This window comes from Haladaptatus pallidirubidus (assembly GCF_020700235.1).
GTDB lineage: Archaea > Halobacteriota > Halobacteria > Halobacteriales > Haladaptataceae > Haladaptatus > Haladaptatus pallidirubidus.
Map to the genome: position 1 here is coordinate 1,402,075 of NZ_CP085301.1, position 15,918 is coordinate 1,417,992.

Annotated in this window: 17 protein-coding genes; 12 read left to right on the forward strand and 5 right to left on the reverse strand. The window is 59.1% G+C overall.

The features are described 5' to 3' along the window. Window positions 1-39: 39 nt before the first annotated feature. Window positions 40-471, reverse strand: a complete 432-nt coding sequence (locus tag LIX15_RS07740; RefSeq protein WP_227773165.1) for an NAD-binding protein — start codon at window positions 469-471, stop codon at window positions 40-42. A 140-nt stretch (window positions 472-611) separates the two neighbouring features. Beyond that, window positions 612-1,073 (reverse strand): Lrp/AsnC family transcriptional regulator, encoded by a 462-nt coding sequence (locus tag LIX15_RS07745; RefSeq protein ID WP_227773166.1) that lies wholly within the window; start codon window positions 1,071-1,073, stop codon window positions 612-614. 313 nt (window positions 1,074-1,386) lie between these two features. On the opposite strand from LIX15_RS07745, the gene LIX15_RS07750 reads away from it, so the two are divergent. The 9 genes from LIX15_RS07750 to LIX15_RS07790 are packed head-to-tail and all read left to right on the forward strand — an operon-like array spanning window position 1,387 to window position 9,315. Continuing rightward, entirely contained in the window at window positions 1,387-2,427 is a 1,041-nt protein-coding gene (locus LIX15_RS07750; RefSeq protein WP_227776870.1) for a monovalent cation/H+ antiporter subunit E, read from the forward strand. Beyond that, complete coding sequence (locus tag LIX15_RS07755) at window positions 2,424-2,699, forward strand: cation:proton antiporter (RefSeq protein WP_227773167.1); 276 nt, start codon at window positions 2,424-2,426, stop codon at window positions 2,697-2,699. The genes LIX15_RS07750 and LIX15_RS07755 overlap by 4 nt, the downstream gene beginning before the upstream one ends. Continuing rightward, window positions 2,699-3,013: a monovalent cation/H(+) antiporter subunit G gene (mnhG, locus tag LIX15_RS07760; RefSeq protein WP_227773168.1), complete on the forward strand. Its 315-nt coding sequence runs from the start codon at window positions 2,699-2,701 to the stop codon at window positions 3,011-3,013. Before LIX15_RS07755 ends, mnhG begins: the two co-directional genes overlap by 1 nt. Next, window positions 3,010-3,543, forward strand: coding sequence for a DUF4040 domain-containing protein (locus LIX15_RS07765; protein ID WP_227773169.1), 534 nt, complete (start codon window positions 3,010-3,012; stop codon window positions 3,541-3,543). Before mnhG ends, LIX15_RS07765 begins: the two co-directional genes overlap by 4 nt. After that, window positions 3,540-4,019: an MnhB domain-containing protein gene (locus tag LIX15_RS07770; RefSeq protein ID WP_227773170.1), complete on the forward strand. Its 480-nt coding sequence runs from the start codon at window positions 3,540-3,542 to the stop codon at window positions 4,017-4,019. The genes LIX15_RS07765 and LIX15_RS07770 overlap by 4 nt, the downstream gene beginning before the upstream one ends. Then, a complete protein-coding gene (locus LIX15_RS07775) occupies window positions 4,016-4,372 on the forward strand; it encodes a cation:proton antiporter subunit C (protein WP_227773171.1) in 357 nt (118 codons plus the stop codon). Before LIX15_RS07770 ends, LIX15_RS07775 begins: the two co-directional genes overlap by 4 nt. Beyond that, the gene (locus LIX15_RS07780; RefSeq protein WP_227773172.1) at window positions 4,365-5,888 is read left to right on the forward strand and encodes a monovalent cation/H+ antiporter subunit D family protein; all 1,524 of its coding nucleotides are present in this window, start codon (window positions 4,365-4,367) and stop codon (window positions 5,886-5,888) included. Before LIX15_RS07775 ends, LIX15_RS07780 begins: the two co-directional genes overlap by 8 nt. Continuing rightward, entirely contained in the window at window positions 5,885-7,603 is a 1,719-nt protein-coding gene (locus tag LIX15_RS07785; protein WP_227773173.1) for a cation:proton antiporter, read from the forward strand. The genes LIX15_RS07780 and LIX15_RS07785 overlap by 4 nt, the downstream gene beginning before the upstream one ends. Next, complete coding sequence (locus LIX15_RS07790; RefSeq protein WP_227773174.1) at window positions 7,603-9,315, forward strand: Na(+)/H(+) antiporter subunit D; 1,713 nt, start codon at window positions 7,603-7,605, stop codon at window positions 9,313-9,315. Before LIX15_RS07785 ends, LIX15_RS07790 begins: the two co-directional genes overlap by 1 nt. 53 nt (window positions 9,316-9,368) lie before the next feature. On the opposite strand, the gene LIX15_RS07795 is transcribed toward LIX15_RS07790, so the two are convergent. Beyond that, the gene (locus LIX15_RS07795; protein WP_227773175.1) at window positions 9,369-10,154 is read right to left on the reverse strand and encodes an HAD-IIA family hydrolase; all 786 of its coding nucleotides are present in this window, start codon (window positions 10,152-10,154) and stop codon (window positions 9,369-9,371) included. 205 nt (window positions 10,155-10,359) lie between these two features. On the opposite strand from LIX15_RS07795, the gene LIX15_RS07800 reads away from it, so the two are divergent. Further along, window positions 10,360-11,826 carry an extracellular solute-binding protein gene (locus tag LIX15_RS07800; protein WP_227773176.1) on the forward strand — a complete coding sequence of 489 codons (1,467 nt, stop codon included), beginning with the start codon at window positions 10,360-10,362 and terminating at the stop codon, window positions 11,824-11,826. Window positions 11,827-11,960: 134 nt separating this feature from the next. Beyond that, window positions 11,961-13,595: a potassium channel family protein gene (locus LIX15_RS07805; RefSeq protein WP_227773177.1), complete on the forward strand. Its 1,635-nt coding sequence runs from the start codon at window positions 11,961-11,963 to the stop codon at window positions 13,593-13,595. A gap of 64 nt (window positions 13,596-13,659) precedes the next feature. Here the strand turns inward: LIX15_RS07805 and LIX15_RS07810 are convergent, their stop codons facing one another. Next, window positions 13,660-15,132 carry a stage II sporulation protein M gene (locus tag LIX15_RS07810; protein ID WP_227773178.1) on the reverse strand — a complete coding sequence of 491 codons (1,473 nt, stop codon included), beginning with the start codon at window positions 15,130-15,132 and terminating at the stop codon, window positions 13,660-13,662. Between the two features lie 12 nt (window positions 15,133-15,144). Next, a complete protein-coding gene (locus LIX15_RS32735) occupies window positions 15,145-15,276 on the reverse strand; it encodes a hypothetical protein (RefSeq protein WP_265338365.1) in 132 nt (43 codons plus the stop codon). Window positions 15,277-15,476: 200 nt separating this feature from the next. Here LIX15_RS32735 and LIX15_RS07815 point away from each other — a divergent pair, with 200 nt between their 5' ends. Continuing rightward, window positions 15,477-15,614, forward strand: a complete 138-nt coding sequence (locus LIX15_RS07815; RefSeq protein WP_227773179.1) for a hypothetical protein — start codon at window positions 15,477-15,479, stop codon at window positions 15,612-15,614. Window positions 15,615-15,918 lie beyond the last annotated feature (304 nt).

A 15,918-nucleotide genomic window follows, 5' to 3' on the forward strand; every position in this document is an offset into this window, starting at 1 on the left:
TGACAACGTACGGTGGCACCTGCACGGCATTTCGAGCCATTACCATCGCTCCGTAATCAGACGGCCGAGGGCGGCCGCGGCGTCAACTGTCTCGATATTGAGGTCTTTGAATGCGGTCACACGGCGCGGGTCGTTCACCCGTGCGATAACACGGTCTACGCCGAACTGTGTCCGGGCTAATTGTGCCATCAACAAATTTACGCCATCTTCCGGACAGACCGACAGAATCGTCGTCCCTTCGTGGATATTCACGCGACGTAGTTCGGTTAAACCGAGCGATGCGCCGCAGTGAACCGTCAGTTCAGGGGGCGGGTCGCTCGGAGGCATCGTATCGACGAGCGCAACTGACACCCCCTTGTTGACGAGTCTATTTGCAATCTCGTGACCGACGTAATCTCCCCCGATGATGCATGTGTCGGGATTTCCGGTCTGCCGTGCGTCGTTTATCGTGTCCTTCCATGGTTGACTCATAGGTATCATACTCCGATGCTTCTCGCTTGCTTGGCTACGAGAAGCACCTTAGACTGTTTTGAGAGATGGATGAATATAAAGTTAGCTTATTTTCTGCGTCTATCGGAAAAATACGGGGAAAATTTACTATTATGTCCTCGTCAGCATCTGAAATCAGCGGACGGGCTGGTATATTCGTTCCTGATGAGGTCTTCGTCCACCACCTCCAATCCGAGTTCGTCGAGCTCGCGACCGATGCGACTCAAATCGTCGCTATCGTTCCCTACGACGCTGACGTGAACGTTATTCTCCCCGGTCATCACTTCCGTGACCCGAACGACGCCGGGAACGTCGAGCGCGGCTTCGGCGAGTTCTTCGCGATTACGGACGGACGCGCTACAGATGATGAGCGTGTAAAGCTGATAGCCAGCCTGTTCGTAGTTGACGTCGGCGTCGTACCCCTGCAGAATCCCGTTTTCCTCCAGTCGTTCGATGCGGTTCCGAACTGTGCTCGCAGAAACGCCCGCGGCTTCGGCGATGTCGTTAGAGGTAGTTTTCCGTGCGTCGCACTGGAGCATATAAAGAATCGTTTGATCCAGTTCGTCGATGCCTTCGAGTGTCATGTACCTGTTCTCGAATCCGCGGAATATATGCCTGTTGAATGCGTGAATAGGTGTAGACAGCGATGTGCCGACTTCGTCTGCGAGTCGGCGCGTCGTTCACCGCACTGACGAAAGTAGGAATTAATTCTCCATTTCACCGCGGTCTCGTCGAAGAATGTGGTAATTATTTGACTAGCCCGCAGATTATTCCGCGAGAATTGGCGAAATCAACTCGATAAAGAAACCCTTTAAACTGTGTGGTCAAATTGTTACGCGAAGCATCGATGACACCTACTCTCGTTCGGACGACAACCTCTCCTGCGGGGTGGTCACGCTGACCAGCTCGCGGCTGCTGGTTCCGGTTTCGGAATCGTTTTCCCTCCGGAATACGGTTGCGTATGTCGTTCAGCAGGCTCTCGAACGTGCCAGAGAAACCGGTTCATCGGCGACTATCCACTTCGTCTACCCGCTTTCGGAGCGTCTCACATTCGACACGGAGACGAAAGAGACTAAGACGGCTCACACGCTTCTCGACCGAGTGGCCGTTTGGGCTGAAGAAGACCTTGGTGACGACGCTGACGCCGTGACGATAGAAACCACGATGGTCGGCACTCGCGAATATTTGTTCAGCCCCGCAGATTACGCCGATGTTTTCGTCCGGTACGCTCGCGATCACGACCTCGAACGTGCGGTGTTCGATCCCGGATTCAACCCGCTCGGAACGACGCCGCTACTACCGCCGCTGGAGGCCGAAGTTCGTAGAGCCGGTCTCGACCTTACCGAAGCGCCTGTCCAGCGAGAACGGCGGAGTCCGCTGCTAGTGAAACGCGGGACGGTCGCTCAGTTCTTTTCCCTGTTCAGCGTCTCGTACTTCTTTTACCTCCTGCTCGCGGGCTCCGTCGCTCCGTTCGAACTCGCTACGGGCGCAATCACCGCGAGTATCGTCGCGGTGTCGCTGTGGGGAGTGTCGCTTACGACCCCGGTTCACCCCATCCGGACGACCAAACACCTCGGACGGTTCGCGCTGTACGTGCCGTATCTGCTGTGGCAAATCGCGAAAGCGAACGTCGAAATCGCTCGCGTCGTTCTCCATCCGGATCTCCCGATTGACCCGAAGATGGTGGAGTTCGACGCCGCCGTGTGGTCGGCGCTGCCAGTTACGACGCTCGCGAACAGTATCACTCTCACCCCCGGTACTCTTACCGTAGACGTTTCTCGACGACATTTTACCGTTCACACGCTCACCGGTAGTTCGCGCGACGATTTGTTCGATGGCTCCCTCGAACGAGCAGTCCGATTCGTTTTTTACGGACTGGCAGCCGCACGAATTCCCAGTCCAATTGAGCGCAGGAAGAAGGAGGAGGATAGTTCGTGACGCTCGTCAACGATATCCTGATGGCGGCCGCCGCGGGATTCGTGTTTACCTCACTGGTCGGCGTCTACCGCATCGTCAGCGGTCCGACGATGCCCGACCGCGTCATCGCCATCAACGTTATCGGTTCGAACGTCGTCATCGTCATCGCACTGTTGGCGGCGGCTATCGGTGAACCCGGCGCGCTCGACATCGCACTCGTGTACGCGCTGTTGAACTTCCTGTTGAGCATCGCCATCTCGAAGTTCACCGTCGAACGCGGGGGTGTTCTGTGATGACGCCACGAGAAATTGCGGTTCTCGTACTGGCCGCTGGCGGTGTCTTTTTCGCCGTCGTCGCCGTCGTCGGACTCGTTCGTCTTCCGGACCTCTACACGCGCGCGCATAGTACCTCAAAGAGCGAGACGCTCGGTGCGATTCTGACGCTCTCTGCAGTCGCAATCTCGTTCGGCATCGACCTCTCGACGCTGAAAGTCGTCCTGCTCCTGTTGTTCATGTTCATCACGAACCCAACCGCTGCACACGCCATCACCCGTGCCGCAACCGAACAGGGTATCGAACCGTGGACCGTGGACGAGGAGGAATCATGAGTGCGATAGAAATCGGGCTACTGGTGTTCGTCCTCTCCTGCGCGCTCGCGACGGCACTCCTTCGGGACGTTCTCGGTTCGATTATCGCGTTCAGCGCGTACAGCCTCGGCATCGCAATCGTCTGGGTGTTCCTTCGGGCACCCGACGTGGGTCTCACGGAGGCCGCAGTCGGTGCCGGTGTCATGACGGTGTTGTTCTTGTTGACCATTGCGAAAACCGTCCGTCCGTCCGACGAACGGGCCCTCGAAAACGTCGATTTCCGCGCGTTGGGGGTCGCGGTCGCGCTCGTCGCGGTGCTTTCGACGACGCTATTCGCGCTCCCGCCGGTCGGTGCCGCCGATTCGGCGGTCGCCACCGACGACGTGACGAAGTATTATCTCGACAACGCCTACGAGGAAACGGAGGTAAAAAACAGCGTAACCGCCGTCCTCGCGGCCTACCGTGGGTTTGACACCCTCGGCGAGGCCGTCGTCGTCTATTCGGCGGGCGTCGGTCTCTTGTTGGTACTTCATAAGGAGGCGTTCGAATGAACGACGATACGAACGAGGTCACGACGAACGAGTCACAAACGCCGTACGTCGAAAGTCCCATCATCATGGCGACTGTCCGGATCATCACGCCGTTCGTGTTCACGTTCGGGCTGTTCATTATGTTCCACGGTGCGGACACATCGGGTGGCGGCTTCCAAGGCGGCGTCATCGTCGGTACGGTCGTCCTCATGCTTGGCATCGCGTTCGGCATCGGGACGACGCGCGACTGGGTCGGCCCGAAGCTTCCCGTCGCACTCATCAGTATCGGCGTGCTCGCGTTCTTGTTGACCGGCGTCGGTTCGGTGATACTCGGCGGTGGATTTTTGGAATATTCCGCCTACGGCATCCACCACGCCACCAAATACGGCATCGAGTTTGTCGAGTTAGCCATCGGTCTCATCGTGTCCGGAATCGTCACCGGCCTCTTTTTCGTCATCGCGGCCGGGATGCGGAACAGCGGAGGTGAGACGGTATGATAGAGCTACTTGCGTCTCGAATCTACTACCTCGTCGCGTTCTCCCTGTTAGGTGTTGGAACGTACATGATGATCGGAAATCAGAACCTCGTGAAGAAAGTTATCGGCATGAACATCTTCCAGACAGGGATTTTCCTCTTCTTCATCGTCACCGCGTTCGTCAAGGGAGGAAGCCCCCCGCTGCTGACCGCCGCGGAACCGCACGTCAGCCCGCTCCCGCACGTGCTGATACTCACCGCCATCGTCGTCGGCGTGAGCCTCACGGCCGTCGCGCTCGGACTCATCGTTCGCATCTACAACGAGTACGGGACTCTGAATGAGGAGGCCATCCGGAAGGTGACCGCCGATGAATGACCTCGCTCCGCTGTTGGTTTCGATTCCAATCTTCGGATCCATCATGGTGTTTCTCGCCGGACTCGTCCGGTCGAAATCCGGCTGGTCGATTGCCGCGCTCGCATCGCTCGTCCAAGTCGGTGCCGCGGTGGCGCTCGCGGTTCGAGCGTTCGGCGAACAGCCAGTCCGGTACGTCGTCGGCGGATTCACCGCCCCGTACGGCATCGAACTCGTCATCGACGGCCTCTCCGCGACGATGGCGGTTCTCGTCGCGGTGGTCGCGCTCGGCGTCCTTGGCTACGCGCGAGTTGCGGGGCCGCGTTCGAATTCGTTTTACGCGACGTACCTGCTCCTCGTCGCCGGTCTGACCGGAATGAGTATCACCGGCGACGTGTTCAACATGTACGTTTTCCTCGAAATTACGGGGCTGGCGGCGTACGCACTGGTCGCGAGCGGCAGAGGCGGAAAGTCCGCTCTCGCGGCGCTGAAATATCTCCTCGTCGGCACCGTCGGCGCGTCGCTGTTCCTGTTGGGAATCGGCTACGCGTACGTCGCAACGGGGACGCTGAACATGGTCGATCTCTCCAATCAGCTCGCGGCGGTCGGTTACACGTCGCCGCTCGTGCAGGCGTCCTTCGGCCTCCTCGTAGCTGGCCTCTTCGTCAAGGTCGCCGTCTTCCCGGTTCACACGTGGCAACCGGCCGCGTACGCTGGTGCACCGGATTCGGTGAGCGCGCTCATCTCCGCGCTCGTCTCGACAGTCGCGGCCTACGCGCTGATGCGAATCGTCTTCACGGTTTTCACCGTGGATTTCTTGCTCGAAAACTCGCTCGCTCGCACCGTCCTCGTAGCCGGTGCGGTGGTGAGCATCATCCTCGGGAGTGTTCTCGCGGTCACGCAGACCGACATCAAACGGATGCTCGCGTACTCGTCGGTTTCGCAGTTCGGCCTCGTCGTCGGTGCCATCGCGGTGGCAAACGTCTCCGCGCTAACCGGTGCGATGATTCATCTCGTCGGGCACGCCATCATGAAAGGCGGCCTGTTCCTGACAACCGGATTGGTTGCGAACTCGACCGGCGACCGAACCATCGACAGTTACGAAGGACTCGCCGAGCGCTCGCCCGTGGGCGCGGGGGTGTTCGGCGTTCTCGCGCTCGCGATGGTCGGCGTTCCCCCGGCGGTCGGATTCGTCGGGAAGTGGTACATCGCGGTGGGTGCGGTCGAGGCGGAGGCGTGGCCGCTCGCGGTGGTTATCCTCGCGAGCACGCTCCTGACGCTGGCCTACTTCGTCCGGATTATCGAGCGGATGTACTTCCGCGAACCCGCAAAGCCGTCCTCACCCGTCGAAACGGCGGAAACCGAATCGGCCGCCAGCATCGTCGCGGACGGAAACGGAACCGATGCCGAACTAGCACCGGTCTCGATGGGGATGCGGGCGACGGTTCTGACGGCGGCGGTGCTGGCCATCGCTCTCGGTCTCGCCGCTTTCGGGTATGGAGAGCTCCTCGAACCAACGATTGAACGCCTTCTCGCATGATAGAAATACCATCTTACAGACCGGTCGCGGCAGTGCTCGTATCGGCAGTCGTTATCGTCCCGATTCTCGCATCGCGAGGACGGCCAAACGTTCGGGAGTTTTGGACCATCCTCGCGGCCGTCGCGAACCTCGGGATCGTGGCGAGCATGGTTCCGGGCGTCCTCGACGGGAACGTGTACGTTACCGACTTCGGGACGTTCGTTCCCGGCGTGCAATTTTCCCTTCAGGCCGACGCCCTCGGCATCCTCTTCGGCCTGTTGGCGAGTTTGTTGTGGTTGGTGACGAGCTTTTACAGCATCGGCTATATGCGCGGGTTGGACGAGCACAACCAGACGCGGTACTTCGCGGCGTTCGCGGCCAGCGTTTCGGCGGCGATGGGAATCGCGTTCGCCTCCAACATCCTCGTCCTGTTCGTCTTCTACGAACTGCTCACGGTGGCGACCTATCCCCTCGTCGCGCACGACGAAACCGAAGAGGCGCGCGCCGCCGGGAGAAAGTATCTCGCATACACCTTTAGCGGCGGCGTCGCGGTGCTCTCCGGCGCGATTCTTGTGTTCTGGATGACCGGAACGACGACGTTTACCCCCGGTGGAATCGCCGATTTGGCGACCGCCGACCCGATGTTCGCCCGCGCTGCGTTCGCGCTGTTGATGACCGGATTCGGCGTCAAGGCTGCGCTCATGCCACTTCATTCGTGGCTTCCCGACGCGATGGTCGCCCCGACGCCGGTGTCCGGACTCCTGCACGCCGTCGCGGTCGTCAAATCCGGCGTCTTCGGAATCGCACGCGTCATCCTCGACGTGTACGGACCCGATTTGGTCGCAGACCTCGGCCTCGGTCTGCTGCTGGCGAGCGTCGCGGCATTCACGCTCGTCACCGCGAGCATCATCGCGCTCAGACAGGACAACTTAAAACGCCGACTCGCGTTTTCTACGGTGAGCCAGCTTTCGTACATCGTCCTCGGACTGGCGGTGCTCAACCCGATGTCGCTCGTCGGCGGTCTCCTTCACATCCCCGCGCACGCGTTCATGAAACTCACGCTGTTCTTCTGCGCCGGTGCAATCCACGTCGAGACGCACACCGACGACATCAGCAACATGGCGGGTATCGGCAGGCGAATGCCGCTGACGATGTCTGCCTTCGCGATTGCGTCGTTGGGTATGGCCGGGATTCCGCTGGTTGCGGGCTTCGTCAGCAAATACTACCTGCTTATCGGAACCGTTACCGCCGGAGACGTCGTGTTCACCGGCGCACTGCTCGTTTCGGGCGTTCTCAACATCGCGTACTTCTGGCCGGTCGTCTACACCGCATTCTTCGAATCACCCGGAAAAGCCGACCCGAAACCGGTCGTCGAGAACGTTTTGGGCGGTCGGTACGGCGAACGCGACGCAACCACCGACACGGCCACCGACGGCGGTCGTTCCCCCGACGACGACGTTGAGAGAGACGACCATGGATACGCCCCCGACCACGAGGGGCAAGGAGCGATCGACCGTAGCGAGGCCGCAGTACACATTCGGCCGGAACACGGCCACGACGATAGCCTCGCGTGGGAACATCGCAGATGGAACGGCGACGAATCCACGTGGTTCATGCTGGGACCGATTCTCTTCGCGGCGGCGGGGTCTATCGTTCTCGGTATCGTTCCCGACGCCGCCGTCTTCCTTCGAATTGTTAGGCTCGTCGTTTCCGGCGTGACGGGGGTGACCGTCTAATGGTCGATCCCGTCGTTCCGCCGTTCTTGCCCGTCCTGCTCGCGGCCGTACTGCTACCGTTCGTCGGTCGGAAAATTGGCCACGCGCTTGGTATCCTCGCCACGGCCGCCGTCGTTCCGTACGTCTGGCTGTCGCCGGAGGGCCAACATCTCCCCGTGTCGCTGTTCGGGTTCGACGCGGTTCTCTACAACGTGGATGGGTTTTCCACGTTGATGGGCCTCATCTTCGGCTTTATCGGCGCGGTCGCCGTCCTCTACTCGTTGTACTCGAACGCGGATTCGATTCAGACCGCGTTCGCGCTCTCCTACGTCGGCACGAGCCTCGGAGCGGTGTTCGGCGGAGACTGGCTCACGCTCATCGTCTTCTGGGAGCTGATGGCGGTTACGAGCACCCTGCTCGTCTGGTACTACGGCGGTCGCGCGGTGCGCGCCGGATTCCGGTACGCGCTGTTGCACGGCGTCGGCGGAACGCTACTGCTCGGCGCCGTGGTGTGGCATTACGTCGAGGCCGGGTCGTTCCTATTCTCGGCGACCAGCGGCGGAATGGCGGGCGAAATCGCACCCATCCTCGCCGCCATCGGTATCGGCGTCAACGTCGGATTCGTTGGCCTCCACGCGTGGCTTCCGGACACGTACCCCCGACCGCACATCGCCGCGAGCGTTTTCCTCTGCGTCTACACGACCAAAACCGGCGTGTACGGGATGTATCGGGTGTTCCCGGACGGTGAACTCGCCATCGCGTACATGGGTGCGCTCATGGCCGTCTTCGGCGCGAGCATGGCGCTGCTGCAGAGCGATATGCGCCGACTGCTCTCCTACCACATCCAGTCGCAGGTCGGATACATGGTCGCCGGCGTCGGTATCGGCGGTGCGCTCGCGACCGGCGGTGCGTTCGGCCACGTTTTCAACCACATCCTCTACAAAAGTCTGCTGTTCATGACCGTCGGCGTGATTATTTTCCGGACAGGTGAAGAGAATCTCAAAAAGGTCGGCGGCCTCGCACGGGAGATGCCGATTACCACCATCACGTTCACCATCGCGGCGCTCTCCATCGCCGGATTCCCCGGATTCAACGGCTTCGTTTCGAAAGGAATGGTTCTCAGCGCAGCGCACAAGAAACATCTCGATGTTCTCTGGTATCTCCTGCTGGCGGGCGGTGTTGGGACGTTCCTCTCGTTCATCAAGTTGGGCTACGGCGCGTTCGTCGAGGGCGAGTACGACAGTTCGGTAAAAGACGCAAATCGGGGGCAGTCGGTCGGAATGATTCTCGTCGCCGGTCTGTGCGTGTTCTACGGACTGTTCCCATCGGCGCTGTTCGCCATTCTTCCTACCGAAGGGTTCCATTACACGACCTACACCCTCGGCCACATCGAAGAAGGACTTGCGCTGGCGGCTATCGCCGCCGTCGGTTACGTGTTCTTAAAGAAGCCGCTCAAGAAAGTCGGCCGCGTTCCGGACATCGACAGCCTGTACAATCCGGTCGCGTTGTACGGAACTCGCGCGGTAGTCGTCGGCACCACGAATCTGTACGCTGGCGTTGACCGCGCAGTGGTGAAGGTGTCGCGCGTCTCGACCGACGTCGTCACACACCCAGACTCCGCGCTCGGGCGGCTCACCGGCCACGACCACGTTCGGCTCAGCGCGGGTATCGGAATGAGCGTCGTCCTCGTGGTGCTCGTTCTGGTAAGTATACTGACTCTGATGCTGGTTTAACCACTGTTCGGACCGATTTTGGATATCCGTTTTTGGCGTTCGTATCAAGACGTTCAGTTCTCGAGCAGTTCACCAATCTCCCCGATAGTATCGAGGATATAATCCGGCTGAATCGGCGATTCTTCGAGTATATCCGGTGTTGTCACTCTTGACCGGACGAGTACCGTCGTCGCCCCGATGTGCTCTCCGAGCGCGATGTCGGTGTCCAATCGGTCGCCGATGACGAGACAATCCTCAGCCGGGACGCTGAGGCGTTCGAGCGCCGCCGCCCCCGCCTGAGGTGCCGGCTTTCCGAGTATGTGCGCTGGTTCCCTTCCCGCGACGCCCGCGATGGCGTTGATGATGGCCCCCGACCCGGGGACGAGGCGTTCCGGGGCCGGTATCGTCACGTCCGGGTCGGTGCCGATAAACGGGGAACCGTCTTCGAGCGCCCAGAGAGCGCGCGCGAGTTCGTCGTAATCGAACTCGCGGTCTATGGAACCGACGACCAGTTCCGCCGAATCTGGGTCGTTCCGCACCGTAAATCCTCGTTCGCGCAGCAGGTCGCGGAGATACGTTTCACCGACGACGAACGCGTCGCGTTCGTCGTACTCGGCCTCGAGGAACTCGGCGGTGACGAGCGCCGACGTAAGCACTCGCTCCTCGTCGATACTGATGCCATGTGCGCCGAGTCGCTCGACGTAGCGCTCGGGTGGCTGTGTCGGGTTGTTCGAAAAGAGGAGAAGGCTTATCCCGTTCTCTCGGAGCGCCCGCACACCCGCTTCCGTACCGGAAAGGAGTTCGTCGCCTCGAACTAACGTTCCGTCCATATCCACGATTGCACCACGATAGGTCGCCATTGCACCGAAAAACGTCCCGAGGGGAGTTTAGTAGTCCGCATGTGCGCGAGCTAAAACGCATCCCGGTTGCGTTTCCGTCCGTTCTCCCGTCCGGGACGGAATGTTGAGGTGATCGCGAGCAGTCTTCGGATAACGAGTCGGCGATGCGGAAAATCGCCCTCTTATTGATATTCGTTCGGGAGTATTCGGTATTGGGGGGAGAAAAATGAGTTCATACGACTCGAACAGTGACAACAGTTCAGCACGCGCCGTAACGCGACGAGAATTTGCACGATGGACGGGCGCGCTGGGCGGACTCGGGGTCGCCGGTAGTTCTGTATCGGTCAGTAGCGCTCAGGGGAGAACGACGATACAGTGGGCGTCGAATCGAGATTTCTGGGAGCTGACGGATACGTTTCAGAACGCACTTTGGGAGGCGGGATTGGACAAAAACATCTCGCTCGAAATCATCCCGGGACCGGCCGAAACCGACGAAGTACAACAACAGTACACACGATGGCTCTCGGCCGATTTGAACGAACCCGACCTCCTCATGACGGATAGCGGGTGGACGCTCGACCTCGTCATCCAAAGACAGTTGCTCAATTTGAGCGAACACCTCCCGAACGAACTGCTACGACGAATCGAATCCGACTACTTTCAAACGAGTCTCTCGACGGCTAAAGGGCCAAACGATGACCTCTACGCGGTGCCGCTCTACCCCGACTTTCCGTCGATGCTGTATCGGAAGGACTTGGTCGAGGAGGCCGGATACGACCCCGACGGCGAAAATTGGGCGACGGATTCCATCGAGTGGAGACAGTTCTCCCGAGTGACGCGAGACGTACTCGACCGCAACGGAGACATTCAGTACGGATTCACGTTCCAGGGCAGTCAGTACGAGGGCCTTCCGTGTTGTACCTTCAACGAGTTCATGTCCAGTTGGGGTGGTGCGTACTTCGGCGGACGGGAACATCTCTTCGGACCTGTCGGAAAGCGACCGATAACCGTGAACACGCGAGCAACGATAGATTCGATTCGGATGATTCGGGCGTTCATGTACGGACAGGGGGACGAGTCTGCACTCGAGGGATACGCGGGTGAAATCGTTCCCCGTGCGGTCTTATCTTGGATAGAGGATACGTCGCTCGCACCGTTTCTCAACGGCGACGCCGTGATGCATCGGAATTGGCCGTACGCGATTCTCAGCGCCGGTGACGAAGGTGCGTTCGGCACCGACCTCGGGGTGATGCCGATTCCGTACGCGGTGACCAAGCAACAGGCGAAATATCCCGGGACGGGGGGACCGACTGCTTCGCTCGGCGGGTGGCACGTCGCCGTCAATCCGAACACTAACAAATTAAATGAAACGTTACAAGTGATCGAAGCGATGACGCAGGAACGCTTTCAGCTCACGCTTCTTCGAAACCTCGGTCTGTTGCCGCCGGACAGAACCCTCTTCGATTCGGAACGGGCAAAGCAGGTGCCGGTGATGGGTCGGTATCTGGATTCGCTTCGCGTTGCGGGCGAAAACGCGCTTCCGCGCCCCGTCACCATCGCGTGGGTACAGGAATCGCAGAAAACCGCCCAAAACGTCTTTTCCGCGTATTCGAGGGTATCGACACCGGAGCAGGCGATGGCCGAGTTGGAATCACAGTTTCGGCTCATCGAAAATTACAACGAAGTCGAGTAGCGACCGACTATTTTTATAGTAATTTTCGATGAATTGAAAATCGATTGTGTTCAACTGAGTACGTACCACTCGCTTTCGGAACCGATCTCTGTCGGCAGGATAAAGACGCCAGGATGACAGCACAAAAAATGAGGATGAAACGACAACGGCGACGAGCGCTACTCTACATTAGTGCATTCATCACGGTTCTCGTCGCGTACACATTTGCTTACTCGTGGGCGATGGCGACCTTCGAAGGTATTGATAAAAGTCTCCTTAAATCGTTCGCCATCGTCATTGAGACGTTCACGACGACCGGATTCGGGACGGACGCCGGACAGTGGGACTCGCCGCAGATGATCGTGCTGATAATCGTGATGCAGATGACGGGGGTAGTGCTTATCTTCATGGCCCTCCCGTTGTTCGTCGCGCCGTGGATTCAGGAAATGATACGCACGAGTCCACCGACCTCGATAGACGAAATCGACGACCACATCGTCATCTGTGGCTACTCACCGCGCGCGGAGACGCTCATCGACGAACTCCAGTCGTGGAACCGCGACTATGTTATCGTCGTCAGCGACCGCGAGGAAGCCCTCGACTTGTACGAACGAAACGTCAACGTCGTCCACGGCGACCCCGAATCTGCCGAGACGCTAGAATTGGTTCACGTCCAACGGGCGGATACGGTCATCGCGGATGCAACCGATGAACAAAACGCCAGCATCGCGTTGGCAGTTCGGGAAGTCTCCTCCGACGTGCAGGTTATCACCCTCGTAGAGGAGGCGAACTTGACCAGCTATCTCCAATACGCGGGGGCAGACCAAGTGTTTTCGCCGCGTCATCTGCTTGGACACAGCCTCGCGGAGAAAGTGACCGCATCTGTCTCCACCGACCTCGGCGAAACAGTCACCATCGGTGAGGATTTCGAAATCGTCGAGATATCGATTCAGGGCGGCAGTGAGGTCTCGAAAACGAAACTTGCGGAGAGCGGTATCCGTGAACGAACTGGGGCGAACATTATCGGCCTCTGGCGGCGCGGCGAGTTTCAGAGCTCCCCATCTCCCGATACCCCGTTGGACGAAAGCACGATTTTGCTTGCGGCAGGTCGAGAAGCCCAACTCGAACGGCTGAAGGAGATGACCCTTTCCGATAAATTCGACACGGAACGCAGGTCAGTCATCGTCGCGGGATATGGAGAAGTCGGTTTGACGGTGGAAAACGAACTACAATCGACGGCCATGCGACTCGTCGTGGTCGACATCGAGGACAAACCAGGCGTCGATGTGGTTGGGGATGTATCAGAGGAAAACATTCTACGCGATGCTGGCGTCGAACGTGCAAACGCACTCATTCTTTCGCTTGGCGACGATACGATGACGATTTTTACTACCCTCGTTGCGCGTGAACTCGCTCCCGGCATCGAAATCGTCGCCCGGGCGAACGAGACTGATAACATCGGGAAACTGTACAGCGCGGGTGCGGACTACGTACTCGCGCTCGAAACGGTCAGCGGTCGGATGCTCGCCTCGACGATTCTCGATGAAGAGGAGATAATGTCTCCGAACAAACAAGTGGAAGTCGTCCGAACGACTGCGCCGCGCCTCGCGGGACGGAACCTCAGGGACGCCGCAATTCGTTCTCGAACGGGATGTACCGTCATCGCCGTCCAACGAAACGGCAAGGTTATCACCGACCTCGGCCCGACGTTTACTGTTCGGTCGGACGACCAACTCATCATCGCCGGAACCGACGAGGATACGAACCGGTTCGCCGAACTCGCGCAATGAAACAGTACGCCGACGAGTGAGATTCTTGAGTAGTCGTTTCGACAGTTGAACCGAAACTAGCCGTTTACGTGAGGGCAGCGGCGAACCACCACGTCACGAACGCTTCGATGAACGCCGCGACAATGAACACCGGGAGGAGTCCGAGCAGGATGTAGTACGCCCGGCTGAGTTCGCCTGCAAGGTCGGTTGCAGTCGCGGAACTGCGGATGTACGACCACGCGGTACCGCCGAGATGGAGACCGAGCGCGCCTGCAATCGACAGTGCGGGAATTTCTATTATGCCGTGCGGTGCGATGAGAGCGACGGCGATCGACGTGTCCGGGAGGAGTCCGACGACAGCGCCGACGATGAGCCCATTGAACAGGAGCGCGACGACCGTCGGCGCGCCGAACGCGAGGCCGGAAAACGCGGCGGAGATGGAGACAAGCCAGTTGTTCGCCGTCAGCATGACGAATGTATCGACGGGGATGGCACCGAACACGTTCTGGGACACGTCCGTCTGGAGGCTTTCGAGCGCGAACTGGCTGGTTGCGAACCAGCCGCCAGCGGTTCCGGCGGCGAACAGGGCAGTTGAAGCAATGACGAGTTCGAAGCGACCAAAGACGAACGATTTGAGTTCGCCGAGTCCGCGTCTGAATGCGCCGCGAACCGACCCGCGCGCTCCGTGTTCGAGGGGCTGTTCGTCGAGATAGAGCGCCGTCTTCAACAGGCCGAGCGTCGGTATTAGGAAAAAGGCGACGGCAATTCCGAGGAGCTGACCGACGCCGAGGAGTTGGAAGAAGAACGAGACGAAGCCGAGTACTCCGACGAGACCGATTACGATGACGAGGTAGGCTCCGACCCGGGCTTTGTTGTTCCACACGAAACTTCCGCTCCGGCGGATTCCGGTGCGAACGCCGACGTCGTCGATGACGATGGCCTGCGGAACGAACATGAAGAGAAGGTAAACGACGAACCCGACCGGGATCAACAGGAAACCGCCGAGGAAGACCAGCAAGATAAGCATTGAGTTGACTGTTGTGGCAAAGTACGCCAACAGTCCGATGGGAGACAGCAGTAGGAGGAAAGTGAGTGCACGAACGACTGAGAGTTTGATAAACGTCCACCAGTCGTTGTTCGCACCGGCGACTCCCGACGGGAGTGCCGGTTCGTTTCGAAGCGCCGCCGTCGTCGTGTGAACTTGCGCCGCTTCCGCGATGGCGCGGGCGATGAGTCCGACGACGAGTGCGCCGATAACGGAGAGAACGAGAATGGCGATTGTTTTGGGCGTGAACAACTGCATAAGCGCTTCTGCGATTCGTTCGGTCTCCGCCTCGGTCGGGTTCGATTGGCTGAAATCGACGCCTTGAATCGCGGCGAAAACCGATTCTATTCGATCGGTTCCGAGAAGGAGCAGGTAGGCCAACACGACGCCGACGATCGGGACCGACTGTGCGACCATGCTGGCGCTTGTCCCGGCTAGAAATACCGGGAGTATCGTTGCAGGTCGGGAGAGGAGGATTGCCCGAACCGAAGAACTCGCGTCACTGAACTTCATACTGTTTACATTTCACTCGGGCAAGATATGTGTGGTGATGTTCAATCCGGTGAAACCGCCGACCTTCCGGGTAAATTTCGTCAGCGTCGAAATCGCTCCGGGCATCGTTCGCCACGGCGTCCATCCCGTTGGAGTGAGGTTCATCGGTGGAGATGCTGCGGCGCTGAAAATAGTCCGCACCTACTCGTCGCCCCGCGACGAGCGACCCGATGATGAGCCTTCGAAATCATCCCATTGGAACGTTCGTATTAACCGATTAGTCGGCTCGGTATCTCAATTCATACGCACCCTGTCGGTGGTTATTCTACTCATAATAAAGTACGATGAGATGTTTTGTACACGTGATGATAGACACGGAAAAGAAAACGGCTGAGACGAAACCGACCGAGGTGACTCGCGACGAGGCGGGCGAAAAATCCCGTCGTCGGTCGTTTTCGCTCCGCGCCCTGCTTCCCGGTCCGTACGTCCGGTACCCGAAATAACCACTGAAGCGTCCCCTCGATTTTCTATCTTCTCTCTCGTATTGCCCGACTACGAACGTCGCGCAGGTGATTCGGCGCGACGCCATCCCAAGCGTAGCTATCCCGAATTCGGGTTCGAATAGGACGCCGTCGAATTCGACGGCAAAGCGGTCGGATTCATTCTTCCGCCAGCGACTTGGACTCGCGGAATCGTCACGACGGTCAGCGCAATGGACGGTCATTGTTTCGGAATCGAGGATTCACGTCTACGAGAACCTGAATACAATTTCAAACGCGAGAGGAACCGTACGTTTCCGCCGACGGA

Coding starts and splice junctions, on each gene's coding strand:
- LIX15_RS07775 (WP_227773171.1), top strand. CDS start 4,016: ATGATAGAGCTACTTGCGTCTCGAATCTACTACCTCGTCGCGTTCTCC.
- LIX15_RS07790 (WP_227773174.1), top strand. CDS start 7,603: ATGGTCGATCCCGTCGTTCCGCCGTTCTTGCCCGTCCTGCTCGCGGCC.
- LIX15_RS07805 (WP_227773177.1), top strand. CDS start 11,961: ATGAAACGACAACGGCGACGAGCGCTACTCTACATTAGTGCATTCATC.
- LIX15_RS07780 (WP_227773172.1), top strand. CDS start 4,365: ATGAATGACCTCGCTCCGCTGTTGGTTTCGATTCCAATCTTCGGATCC.
- LIX15_RS07745 (WP_227773166.1), bottom strand. CDS start 1,073: ATGACACTCGAAGGCATCGACGAACTGGATCAAACGATTCTTTATATG.
- LIX15_RS07765 (WP_227773169.1), top strand. CDS start 3,010: ATGAGTGCGATAGAAATCGGGCTACTGGTGTTCGTCCTCTCCTGCGCG.
- LIX15_RS07770 (WP_227773170.1), top strand. CDS start 3,540: ATGAACGACGATACGAACGAGGTCACGACGAACGAGTCACAAACGCCG.
- LIX15_RS07815 (WP_227773179.1), top strand. CDS start 15,477: ATGATAGACACGGAAAAGAAAACGGCTGAGACGAAACCGACCGAGGTG.
- LIX15_RS07795 (WP_227773175.1), bottom strand. CDS start 10,154: ATGGCGACCTATCGTGGTGCAATCGTGGATATGGACGGAACGTTAGTT.
- LIX15_RS32735 (WP_265338365.1), bottom strand. CDS start 15,276: ATGAACCTCACTCCAACGGGATGGACGCCGTGGCGAACGATGCCCGGA.
- LIX15_RS07740 (WP_227773165.1), bottom strand. CDS start 471: ATGAGTCAACCATGGAAGGACACGATAAACGACGCACGGCAGACCGGA.
- LIX15_RS07810 (WP_227773178.1), bottom strand. CDS start 15,132: ATGAAGTTCAGTGACGCGAGTTCTTCGGTTCGGGCAATCCTCCTCTCC.
- LIX15_RS07800 (WP_227773176.1), top strand. CDS start 10,360: ATGAGTTCATACGACTCGAACAGTGACAACAGTTCAGCACGCGCCGTA.
- LIX15_RS07785 (WP_227773173.1), top strand. CDS start 5,885: ATGATAGAAATACCATCTTACAGACCGGTCGCGGCAGTGCTCGTATCG.
- mnhG (WP_227773168.1), top strand. CDS start 2,699: ATGACGCCACGAGAAATTGCGGTTCTCGTACTGGCCGCTGGCGGTGTC.